The organism is Actinomadura miaoliensis, from assembly GCF_039536785.1.
GTDB classification, from domain to species: domain Bacteria; phylum Actinomycetota; class Actinomycetes; order Streptosporangiales; family Streptosporangiaceae; genus Spirillospora; species Spirillospora miaoliensis.
In genome coordinates this window covers 69,097-80,271 of the sequence record NZ_BAAAZG010000044.1, presented here as the reverse complement: position 1 = coordinate 80,271, position 11,175 = coordinate 69,097, and the positions used below count along the sequence as shown (strand labels likewise).

The 11,175-nt window shown below is 73.4% G+C and carries 10 protein-coding genes; 6 read left to right on the top strand and 4 right to left on the bottom strand.

All coding sequences use genetic code 11. From position 1 onward, the window contains the following. The first annotated feature begins 13 nt into the window (after nt 1-13). The 4 genes from ABD811_RS28565 to ABD811_RS28550 all read left to right on the top strand — a co-directional run bounded on the left by ABD811_RS28565 (nt 14) and on the right by ABD811_RS28550 (nt 4,200). Complete coding sequence (locus ABD811_RS28565; protein ID WP_344953919.1) at nt 14-1,114, top strand: LacI family DNA-binding transcriptional regulator; 1,101 nt, start codon at nt 14-16, stop codon at nt 1,112-1,114. A 289-nt stretch (nt 1,115-1,403) separates the two neighbouring features. Beyond that, complete coding sequence (locus ABD811_RS28560; RefSeq protein WP_285497459.1) at nt 1,404-1,640, top strand: hypothetical protein; 237 nt, start codon at nt 1,404-1,406, stop codon at nt 1,638-1,640. 139 nt (nt 1,641-1,779) lie between these two features. Next, nucleotides 1,780-2,637 carry an N-acetylmuramoyl-L-alanine amidase gene (locus ABD811_RS28555; protein ID WP_344953908.1) on the top strand — a complete coding sequence of 286 codons (858 nt, stop codon included), beginning with the start codon at nt 1,780-1,782 and terminating at the stop codon, nt 2,635-2,637. A gap of 63 nt (nt 2,638-2,700) precedes the next feature. Beyond that, the gene (locus ABD811_RS28550; protein WP_344953905.1) at nt 2,701-4,200 is read left to right on the top strand and encodes a DUF7059 domain-containing protein; all 1,500 of its coding nucleotides are present in this window, start codon (nt 2,701-2,703) and stop codon (nt 4,198-4,200) included. Nucleotides 4,201-4,207: 7 nt separating this feature from the next. On the opposite strand, the gene ABD811_RS28545 is transcribed toward ABD811_RS28550, so the two are convergent. The 3 genes from ABD811_RS28545 to ABD811_RS28535 all read right to left on the bottom strand — a co-directional run bounded on the left by ABD811_RS28545 (nt 4,208) and on the right by ABD811_RS28535 (nt 7,807). Next, the gene (locus ABD811_RS28545) at nt 4,208-5,476 is read right to left on the bottom strand and encodes a sodium:proton exchanger (RefSeq protein ID WP_344953902.1); all 1,269 of its coding nucleotides are present in this window, start codon (nt 5,474-5,476) and stop codon (nt 4,208-4,210) included. Nucleotides 5,477-5,571: 95 nt separating this feature from the next. Next, nucleotides 5,572-6,645, bottom strand: coding sequence for a quinone-dependent dihydroorotate dehydrogenase (locus ABD811_RS28540; RefSeq protein WP_344953899.1), 1,074 nt, complete (start codon nt 6,643-6,645; stop codon nt 5,572-5,574). A 61-nt stretch (nt 6,646-6,706) separates the two neighbouring features. Then, nucleotides 6,707-7,807 (bottom strand): hypothetical protein, encoded by a 1,101-nt coding sequence (locus ABD811_RS28535; protein ID WP_344953896.1) that lies wholly within the window; start codon nt 7,805-7,807, stop codon nt 6,707-6,709. A 166-nt stretch (nt 7,808-7,973) separates the two neighbouring features. Here ABD811_RS28535 and ABD811_RS28530 point away from each other — a divergent pair, with 166 nt between their 5' ends. Further along, nucleotides 7,974-8,957: an SCO0930 family lipoprotein gene (locus tag ABD811_RS28530; RefSeq protein ID WP_344953893.1), complete on the top strand. Its 984-nt coding sequence runs from the start codon at nt 7,974-7,976 to the stop codon at nt 8,955-8,957. A 192-nt stretch (nt 8,958-9,149) separates the two neighbouring features. Here the strand turns inward: ABD811_RS28530 and ABD811_RS28525 are convergent, their stop codons facing one another. Continuing rightward, entirely contained in the window at nt 9,150-9,590 is a 441-nt protein-coding gene (locus ABD811_RS28525) for a GNAT family N-acetyltransferase (RefSeq protein WP_344953891.1), read from the bottom strand. Between the two features lie 322 nt (nt 9,591-9,912). On the opposite strand from ABD811_RS28525, the gene ABD811_RS28520 reads away from it, so the two are divergent. Then, nucleotides 9,913-10,632, top strand: a complete 720-nt coding sequence (locus tag ABD811_RS28520) for a hypothetical protein (RefSeq protein WP_344953888.1) — start codon at nt 9,913-9,915, stop codon at nt 10,630-10,632. Nucleotides 10,633-11,175 lie beyond the last annotated feature (543 nt).

Here is an 11,175-nt window from a genome sequence, read left to right as displayed (position 1 = left end):
GCCGGGCGGCCAGGTGCCGCCGCCACGCGACGGCGGGCCGTCCGCCGACGTCCGCCGGGGCCGCGCGGGCGGGGGACGCGCGGCCGGGGGACGCGCGGTGCCGCCCGCCCCGAACGCGCCCAAGCCCACCATCCGCAACGTCGCCGAGCGCGCGGGCGTGTCCAAGTCGCTGGTGTCGCTGGTCATGCGCGGGTCGCCGCACGTCAGCGAGCGGCGCCGGCAGGCCGTGCTGCAGGCGGCGCGCGAGCTCGGCTACCGGCCCAACGCCGTGGCCCGCAGCCTGGTGGAGGGCCGTACCAGGCTGATCGGCGCCATCGTGGCCGACCTGCACAACCCGTTCTTCGCCGAGTTCCTCGACGGGCTCCAGGAGACCCTGCACGGCGAGGGCCTGCGCATGCTGGTCGGCAGCGGCCGCTGGGACCCGCTGTTCGAGGCCGAGGCGGTCGAGGCGTTCCTGGAGATGCGGGTGGACGGCCTGGTGCTGCTCAGCGTCGTGCCCGAGTCGCTGAAGGAGGCCGCCGCCAGCGTCCCGGTGGTGGTGGTCGGCGAACGCGACGTCAGCGGTGTGGACATCGTGGTGGACGACGACGAGCTGGGCGCCAGCCTGGCCGTCGACCACCTGGTGGAGCTGGGGCACCGGCGCATCGCCCACATCGAGGGCGCGCGTTCCACCACGGCCCGCTACCGCCGCGCCGGGTACGAGAAGGCCATGCGGCGGCACGGCCTCGGCGAGCAGATCATGGTGGAGCCGGGCGACTTCACCGAGGAGGGCGGCTACCTGGCCGCCCGCGCGCTGCTGTCGCGCGACCCGCGCCCGACCGCCATCTTCGCGCCCAACGACCTGGTGGCGACCGGTGTGCTGTCGGCCGCCGACGAGCTGGAGATGCCGGTGCCCGAGCAGGTCTCGATCGTCGGGTACGACAACACGCACCTGGCGGCGATCCGGCACATCTCGCTGACCAGCGTCGACCAGCCGCGCCGCGACATGGGCCGGGTGGCGGCCGAGCTGCTCACCGCCCGGATCGAGGACCCCACCCGGGTGGCCCGGCAGAACCTGGTCGTCCCCCATCTGGTGGTCCGCTCCACGACGGGGCCCGTCCCCGCCGGGGCGTGACGCAGGGACGTCCGGCCCGGCGCGCCGTCGCCCCGGCGCGCCGGGCCGGACTCGCGCGTGCCCGGTGGGGCGGCGCGCGTCCGGCAGGCCATGGGTTCGCTAGGCGTTGCTAATGCGACGGGAAAGCCTGCCGTAATCACCCGGCCGACGGGCGTCACGGACGGGTTAATGGGTGGCACCGTTCGGCGGGTCGGAGGTGGGGAACCGCTGCTCCGGCCGGACCCGCGGCCGGCAGGAGGGTCCGCCGAGGAACACGGGCAAGGATCGTTCACCCAGGGGGGTTCACGCCGTGCGTGATCCGGAATTGGTGTCGTGCGCGCAGCGCGCGGCGAGCGAGCTGGAACGCGCGTGGGCGCAGTGGCGGCATGCGCGCGGGCTGGCCGAGCAGGTGTCGGAGTCCGTCGCCAGCTACGTGGCCCACTCGATCGACCATCCGTGGGGGCGTCCCCGCGTGGTGCTGGGCCTGGACGCGGACGAGGCCCGCGCCCTCGCCGCGCTCCTCGGCAAGGAGAACGCGCTTCGCTGACCGATCGGGGGATCGGGGAGTAGGCGGCCGCGGCCGCGCGACGCGGGAAGGTCGCGCGGCCGCGGCCGCCGTTTGACGTACGGTCGTGTGCGTGCAGACTGGCAGGGTTGGTAACGAGCGCATCACGGGGAGACGGCCGTTGCTCATCCATCGACGCGCGTCCGCGGCCGCCGGCCTGGCGCTGTGCCTGGCCGCCCTGACCGCATGCGGCGGGGACGGCGGGAGCGGCGGATCGTCCGCCCCGTCCGCCGGGGCGGGGCCCGCCCAGCCGCCCACCGCCGCCGGCGACGGCAACGCGACCACGGGGGCGTCCAACGCCCGGCAGAACGACGACGCGGCCCCGCTGCGCGGCAAGGTCGTGGTGATCGACCCCGGGCACAACGGCGGCAACGCGAAGAACCCGTCGAAGATCAACAAGCAGGTCGCGATCGGCAACGGTCACAAGGAGTGCGACACCACCGGTACCAGCACCAACGCCGGGTACGCCGAGCACGCGTTCACCTGGGACGTGTCGAACCGGCTGGCGAAGATCCTGCGGGCCGAGGGCGCCAAGGTCGTGCTGACCCGTCCCAACGACACCGGCGTGGGGCCGTGCATCACCGAACGCGCCGCCATCGGCAACCGCGCCGAGGCCGACGCCGCGCTGTCGGTCCACGCCGACGGCGCGCCGGCCTCGGGGCACGGGTTCCACGTGATCCAGCCGCTGTCGGTCAAGGGGCAGGGCGGCGGGATGGTGCCCGCGTCGCGGCGGCTGGGCCGGGCGATCCGGGACGCCTACCGCACCGGAACCGGCATCCCGTACTCCACCTACCGGGGCAAGGACGCCCTGGACTCGCGTGACGACCTCGGCGGGCTGAACCTGTCGAAGGTGCCCAAGGTGTTCATCGAGTGCGGCAACATGCGCAACAGCGGCGACGCGGCCAAGCTGAGCAGCGCCGCGTTCCGCCAGCGCATCGCCGAGGCCCTCGCCAAGGGCATCGACGACTACCTGACGTGACCTTCGCCGGGTCGCCCGGGTTTCCGAGGTGACGGGCGCCTCGGACCGGGCAGGATTGGGCGGGTGTCCGATCAGCCTGCCGCTTCCCTGAGCCGTGTCCGCGCCGCCCTGCGACGGGCGGACTACACCGTCGCCGCCGTCCGGGACCTGCTCGGCCCCGTCGCGGGCGGCGCCCTGGCACGTGACGAGATCGTGCCCGCGTTGCGCGCCACCGCCGGCGGGTCGCCGCTGGAGACGCTGGTCCGGCTGTTCTGGCTGCAGGTGCCGGTCGCCGGCGACTCCCCGATCGTGGACGATCTCGTCGCCGCCGGGCTGGCGGAGCGCTCCGGCGGCGAGGTCCGGGCGCTGCTGCGGGTGGAGCCGCTGGAGTCGGTGAGCGGCGCGGGGCACGTCGGTCATGTCGTGTCGGACCTGAGGATCCGTCCGGGCGGCGGCGCGCGGCCGGCGCCGGACCATGTGGTGGGGACGGGCGGCGCGTCCGCCAGCCTGGCCCGTCTCGTTGTCCACAGGGCTGTGGACAACGCATTGGATCTCGGCACCGGATGCGGCGTGCAGGCGCTGCACCTCGCCGACCCCGCCGTCCGCCCGGCGCCGCGCGCGATCACCGCGACGGACGTCAACCCGCGGGCGCTGCGGCTAGCCGCGATGAGCTTCGCGCTGTCGGGCCTGGACGGCGTGGACCTGCTGGAGGGCCCGCTGCTGGACCCCGTCCGGGGACGCCGGTTCGACCTGGTCGTGTCCAACCCGCCGTTCGTGATCGCGCCGGACGCCGGGCCCCGGTTCACCTACCGCGAGTCGGGGCTGCCGGGGGACGAGTTCTGCCGCCGCCTGGTCACCGAGGTCCCCGGCGTGCTGACCGAGGACGGACGCTGCCAGCTGCTCGCCAACTGGCTGCACGTCGACGGCACGCCCTGGGAGGAGCGGGTCGGCGCGTGGGTGGAGGCGTCCGGCTGCGACGCGTGGGTCGTGCAGCGCGACGTCCAGGACCCGGCCGAGTACGCGGAGCTGTGGCTGCGCGACTCCTGCGAGGCGGGCACCCCCGAGTACCGGGCGCGCTACGACGCCTGGCTCGACCACTTCGAACGGCAGCGGGTCACGGGCATCGGGTTCGGCTGGATCACGCTGCGCAACGCGCGACGGGACCGGCCGGTCGTGCGCGTGGAGGAGCTGCGGCACGCCGTCCAGGAGCCCGTGGGCGGCTACGTGGACGGCATCCTGGACGGTCTCGCCGCCGCCCGGGAGTTTTCCACAGCCTGTGGACAGGAGGCGGCGCTGCTGCGCACTGCCCTCGGCGTCGTCCAGGAGCAGATCGGCCCGCCCGGCGCCGAGGACCCGGAACGGATCGTCCTGCGGCAGACCGGCCGCCTGCGGCGCGCCGCGGGCGTCGGCACGGTGGAGGCGGGCCTGGCGGGCGTCTGCGACGGCACGCTGCCGCTCGGCCCGCTGCTGGCCGCGATCGCCCAGCTCACCGGCCTGGACGCGGCGCAGGTGCGGGCGCACGCCGCCGCCGTCCTGCCGGAGCTGATCGCCGACGGCTTCTTCGAGGTCGTCCCGCCCGCCTGACCGCGTCTCAGCGGGTGGGGGAGACTCCGCGAGTGGGGGAGACCACGGCGGCGCGCAGGCACTCGCCGAGGTCGCGGTGCCGCGCGATCAGCAGCGAGAACCCGAGGGCCAGGTAGATCCCCGCCAGCACGAGGCGGATCTGCGTGCCGGGGAACGCGAACTGCACGGCGAACAGCACGAACAGCAGCGCCGCCTCGATCCGCAGGAAGGACAGGTTGACCAGCATGGCCACGCCCAGCACGGTCTGCGCGGCGGTCAGCAGCACCTCCTCGATCTGCCGGGCGTCCAGCGGCAGCGACCAGGCGCCGCCGCCCGCCCGGTAGGCCAGCGGCAGCGTGCCGATCAGCAGCGTCCACTGGTTGACCTTGCTGGACAGCAGGATGCCGATGGCGTCGCCGTCGCGCAGCCGCCAGGCGAACACCGTCGCGACGATCAGCTCGGGCGCCTCCGAGGCCAGCGGCGCCAGCCACTGCACCAGCAGGAACCGGTCGATGCCGAGCACGGTGCCGGTGTCGACCAGGGCGTTGGCGAACGGCTCGGCGGCGCAGACCACCACCAGCGCGCCGAACGCGAAGCCGAGCCAGGTGGTCTGGCGGCGCCGCAGCCGGGGCAGCATCGCCAGCCGCGCGGGCACGCCGATCAGGTCGTCGACGCCCTCGGCGGCGCCGCGTCCGATCCCCGTCATGTAGGCGACGTAGACCGCGATCAGCAGTACCGTCACGTACCAGCCGATCTCGCCGGTCAGCGTGGGGATGAACGCGATCAGCGCCGCGATGGCCAGGAAGCCCAGCTCGACCCGGTGGCGTTCGCCCAGCCGCACGTCGCGCCGCTGCGGCGGCGGCTGGATCCGGCCGATGCGGTGCCGTCCGGGCCGGCGGCGCCGCACGGCCAGGACGAACGCCAGCGACACCAGCGGCCAGCCCACCCCGACCAGCAGCCGGTTCGCGCCCGTCATGTTGGCGGCGGCGTACGCGGTGTACTCGGGACGGCTGCCCGCCGCGTACGCGAAGTACAGGTCGACCGCGTACTCGGGCAGCACCGCGATCAGCGCCAGCAGCGCCAGCGCGAGCGCGCCCGACATGTCGACCCGCGCCGTCTCGGCGGCCCACAGCAGCAGCACCGCGGCGCTCACCACCCCGGCACCGAACAAGATCATGCTGGCCACGGGCGGCGGGTGGACGCCCGTCAGCCGCAGCACCACCGCGGGCAGCGCGATGACCACGGCGACGGCGATCCGCACCGCAACGGTGTCCCGCGAGAGCGTCCCCACCGACATACCTGCACGGTGCCGCCCAACGGGTCACCACAAGGCCAGCCCGCCGCCCGGGTATGGCAAAAGGCCCCGCGCGAGCCGGATTCAGGCCGCCCTGCTCAGCGGGACGCGGCGTCGCGGAGGGTGGCGAACGCGCTGCCGCGCAGCCGCCGCGACAGCGACCGGTGCACGCGGTACGCCCACAGCGGCCCGCCGTAGATCATGCCGGTGTAGCCCTGGACCAGCGTGGCGCCCGCGCGGATCCGCTCCCACACGTCGTCGGCGTTCTCCACGCCGCCGACCGACACGAGCGTCAGCCGCCCGTCCGTGCGCGCCCGCAGCCGTCGCAGCACCTCCAGCGAGCGCGCCTTGAGCGGGGCGCCCGACAGGCCGCCGGTCTCCTTGGCCAGCTCGGCGGGGCTGCCCAGGCCGTCGCGTCCGATGGTGGTGTTGGTGGCGATGACGCCGTCCAGGCCCAGGTCGAGGGCGAGGTCGGCGACGGCGTCGACGTCCTCGTCCGCCAGGTCCGGCGCGATCTTCACCAGCAGCGGGACGCGCCGCCCGGCGGTCCGGTCGGCGGCCTCGCGCACCGCCGTCAGCAGCGGCCGCAGGTGCTCCACCGCCTGCAGGTCGCGCAGGCCGGGCGTGTTCGGCGAGCTGACGTTGACGACCATGTAGTCGGCGTACGGGGCGAGCCGTTCGGCGCTGGCCACGTAGTCGGCGACGGCCTCGTGCTCGGGGACGACCTTGGTCTTGCCGATGTTGACCCCGACGATCGTGCCGGGCCGCCGCCGGCGCAGCCGCCGCGCGGCCGCCGCCGATCCGGCGTTGTTGAAGCCCATCCGGTTGATGATCGCCCGGTCGGCGGGCAGCCGGAACAGCCGGGGCCGCGGGTTGCCGGGCTGCGGCCGTCCCGTCACCGTGCCGATCTCGACGTGGCCGAAGCCGAACGCGCCGAGCGCCTCGTACGCCACCGCGTCCTTGTCGAACCCGGCGGCCAGCCCGAGCGGCCCGGGGAACTCCAGCCCGAACGCCCGGACGGTCAGCGCGGGATCGCGCGGGGCCAGCACACGCCGCAGCGCCGGCGCCGCGCCGGGCACCGCCTGGATGGCGCGCAGCGCCCGCAGGGTCAGATGGTGGACGGTCTCCGCCGGAATCCGGCTGACGACCAGTGAGAACAGCAGTCGATACATCGTGTGGCCGATTCTTCCAGCCGGTGCACGTCCCCGCTCCGGCCGGGTACCGCCGGGGCGGTCAGGCCCCGCGGAAGGCGCGGCGGATCGACAGGCGGACGTCGCGTCCGGCCTGCCGGACGGGGGACAGCACGTTGCGTCCCACCCAGCGGGCGGGCTCCTGGACGGTGACCCGCCAGGTGGCGGCGACCGCGGTGCCGATGGGCCGCAGGACGTTGCGTCCCACCCAGCGGCACGGCGCCACGACCAGGGTCCGCCACAGCCAGCGCAGGCCGCGCCCGGCCAGGCGCCAGCTCGCGGCGACGCCGAGCCACACCGGCCGCAGCGCGTACTCCCAGATCGCCCGGCCGGGCATGACGACGAAGACGCGTCCCAGCCAGGCGAGACCGCGCCCGGTGGCCCGCCACGCCCGTACCAGCGCCGTGCCCATGTAGCGCAGCAGCCACGCGAGCCCGGCGAGCGGGGGGCGCAGCAGGTATCGCCACAGCAGGACGGCGGGCATCACGATGACCGCGTTGACGAGCCAGACCAGCGCGCGGCCGGTGGCCCGCCACGCCCACAGCAGCGCCGTGCCGATGTAGCGCAGCAGCCACGCCAGGCCGGCGAGCGGGGGCCGCAGCAGGTATCGCCACAGCAGGACGGCGGGCATCACGATCACAGCGTTGACGAGCCACACCAGCGCACGAGCGAGGGCACGCAGGGGCCAGACCACGAGACGTTCCAGCAGCCACACCAGAGCGCGCCCGGCCGGTGTCAGCAGCGCGGCGTAGATCCACAGCGCGGGCCGCACCACCAGGAACACGAACAGCAGGCCCAGCGGACGCAGCACCGCCGCGTACAGCGCCCGCCCGATCGCCGCCAGCAGCCACCCGAGCCCCCGGAACAGCCCGGCGAACGCCCGTCCCAGGCCGCGGCCGGCGAGCAGCACGCCGTCATACAGCAGCCGGAACGGCAGCACCACGACCAGCGCGACGATCCGCGCCGGCACGACGATCCACGCCGGGCCGGTCGGCTGGGGCCGCTCGCGCGGCGGTGCGGGTGCCGGGGCAGGTGCCGGGGACGGCTTGACCAGGCTCGGCGCGGGTGCGGCGGTCGGATCCGATGCGCGGGTCTGCCGGTCGTACCGGTCGTATGGCCGCTCGGGTGGTCCGGCCGTGGTCAACGCTTCACCTCACATCTGGGGGGTTCCGATATCCCACCCGCTTTATGCGACGTATGTGAACGTCATTCTGTTCGTTCGTCCGTGCCGGTGCCAGTGAGGGATGTCCCACGTTGAACCGGGTCGGGACGGTCCGCGTACTGCTCGCCGGGAGAACGGAGGACCAGACATGCACATCCCCCGCTGGGCGACCCCCGCCGCGGCCGTCGCGGCGTCCGGGGTGCTCCTCACGGGCTGCGGCAAGGTGCCCGCCGGGCAGCAGGCGAACGCGGGCGTCGGCGCCACGCAGGCCGCCCCCGACCCGGCGCGGCAGGACCCCTCGGCCGAGCCGTCCCCGACCGTCACGCCACCCGTGCTGCAGGCCGCCGGCGTGAGCCGTCTCGGCAAGGTCGTGACGGACGGCGCGGGACGCACGCTGTACCGGTTCGACAGGGACACCGCCCGGCCGCCCGCCTCCACCTGCATGGACTCGTGCGCCAAGACCTGGCCGCCGGTACAGGCGACCCAGGGCGCCGTCCAGGTCGACGGCGTCGACCAGAGGCTGGTGGGCAAGGTCAAACGGCCCGACGGCTCCTGGCAGGTCACGCTCGGCGGCTGGCCGCTGTACCGGTACGCCAAGGACGAGAGTCCCGGCGAGGTCAAGGGACAGGGCGTCGGCGGGGCCTGGTTCGCGGCGGCGCCCGACGGCAAGAAGGCCGCGGGCGGGCAGCGGGAACGGCAGCAGGACGGCGGAGACGACGGTGACGACGGCGGCCGGGACCGCTGGGCGGGCTGGACGGTCGTCAACGTCCGGAAGGACCCGCGGCTGGGCATGATCGTCACCGACGGCCAGGGCCGCGTGATGTACCGCTTCGACAAGGACCGGCCCAAGGTCACCAACTGCTTCGGCCAGTGCAAGAAGGCCTGGCCGGTGGTGAAGTTCACCAACTGGAAGAAGCTCAAGGTGGAGGGCGTCGACCGGAGCCGGATCGGCTTCATCGAGCGCAAGGACGACGGCTCCTGCCAGCTCACGATCAACGGCTGGCCCATGTACTACTTCGCCAAGGACGAGAAGCCGGGCGACACCAAGGGCCAGGGCGTCCAGAACGTCTGGTGGGTCGTCTCACCCCAGGGCGCGAAGATCACCAAATCCGCCGGCGGCTCGGGTTACTGAGCCACGAGGACGCATCCCCACGACGACGACGCGGTCGGCCCGGGCCGCGCACCGAGACGGAAGGCGTGGAGAAGCCAAGGGTCGGTCGGGGCCCAAGGCGTCTCCACGCCTTCCCCCATTCCACCGCTGCCAGGCGGCTCAGGGCCTTGCCTGGTCCGGAGCCGGCTCCGTGACCCGTTGCGTGATGGCCGGTCACCCGCCAAGTGGGTAGTCGTAGCGGATGAACCCGTGGAAGCGCGCCACCTTGTCGTACAGAGCGCGGGCGGGGACGTTGTCCTGCTTGGTCGTCCAGTACAGGCGGGCGGCGCCCCGTTTCCGCGCTTCCTCGGCCACGTGCTCGATCAGGGCCCGTGCGGCGCCGTGACCGCGCGCCGCCTCGTCGACGAACAGGTCCTGGAGGTAGCAGGAATCGGCCGACCAGAAGGTGACGTGGAACAGATAGTGCGCGATGCCGACCAGCCGCCCGTTCGAGCGGGCACCGATGCCGTGCAACTCCGCGTCGCTCTGCAGCCGCTGCCAGGTCTCCTCGTACCCTTTGTCGGGCACGACGGTGCGGTAGAACGCCTTGTAGCCGCGCGCCAGAACTTCCCAGGCGGCGCGGTCCTCGGGACGCAGCGGGCCGATGTCGATCACAGCCGATCATCCTCGCACACAGGCTCCCAGAGCAATCCGTGATGCACGGGACAGGGCCGGGCAGGGCCGGCCCGCCCGGCTTCAGGCGGGCCGCCGAGGGCGACAACGCGATTGGCATGAGTGGCGCGTTTCAGACTGCCATATGGCGGTCGGCCACGAAGCCGTACGCGTCCCATCGGCACGCCGGAAAGCAGTGCGGTATATAGCATTTCTTTCGCGGTGAGTCAACAGACTCGCTTTACATTTTTGCCATTCCCGTGCCAAACTGGCGACGTCGACCCTTGTTTTCGCAAAGGGCGTCACTACCGCTGTGGGGAATGGCATGTCGCTGACTCCGACGACACCGCCGCTGCGGGCGGTGGACCCCCAAGGACCGGCCGAGGCCGACGCGGGCGGCGAGCCCCGGCTGGTGTCCCGCCTGGTGCTGGCGGTCGACGTGCAGGGCTACAGCTCCCGTCACGCGTTCGACCAGCTCGAAGCCCAGGTGGGCCTGTGCGCGGCGCTGGAGGAGGCGGCCGCGGCCACCCGCCTGGACCGAACCGACTGGTACTTGCAGCGCGCCGGTGACGGCGAGCTCGCCGTGCTCCCCGACGGCATCGACCTCGCCCATGTGGTCGGCGCCTTCCCGCCGGCCCTGGAGCGATCCCTCGGCGAGGTGAACGGCGGGCGCGGGCGGGGCCGCCGGCTGCGCGTGCGGATGGCGATGCACCACGGCACGCTGGTGCTCGGCCCGCAGGCGTCGTTCGGCCCGGCGGGGGACGCCCCGGTCGTGGCCAGCCGCCTGCTGGACGCCCGGGCGCTGCGCCGCCTGCTCGACGAGCGGCCCGACCGGGATCTCGCCCTGGCGGTGTCCGATCTGGTCTACCGCGATGTGGTGAGCACGGGCTTCTGCGCGCTGCCTCCGCACTGTTTCCGTCCCATCCGGATGACCGTGAAGAAAATCAGCTACCAGGGCTACGTTTTCCACCCGGAAGCGGAGACTCATTCGTCCGGTGGTCGCCCGCCGGGAAAGGCGATCGCCTTTCCTGGTGCCGTCCGCTGATGATCACGTGAATGCCTGATAAACCCATGCGCCCGGCCTTGTCGGAACACCGAATCCCGGGCCGGTGAATCCCGCGGGCGGGACAGTCCCGAGCGCGACACGCCCGGCGGCGGGGCGCGGGCGGCGGCCGCCCGTCCCGGCGCGGCCGGGTGCCCCGATCCGCCCTGCCGGTGGGCGCTACGGCGGCTGACACCTGGCGAAGTGCCATCTGGCGTCGTGCGTTGTGGCATCGCGGGTTGTTTATGTATGTTCTACAACCCGTCAGCCCGGGAGACGGCCGAGCCGCCTTCCGGGCGGGCCAGGTGTGGCCATCTATCTGCCGGGTGTGTGTTCTATCGCACAGTCGGGTGATTTATCGAACTTGGAGGGTAGTCAGCAGTCGCTTTTGCATCGGTACGGATACGGATCTCGACATTCCGTAGTCGCCGGTGCTTGAGTGGAGATCCAGTCCCGCCGCGACGGGCCCGCCGAAGTGCCCGGAACGCGGGGGACCCGTCGGGAGGTTCCGTGAGCGAAGGGGCGAGGGACGAGCGCGGTGACCAG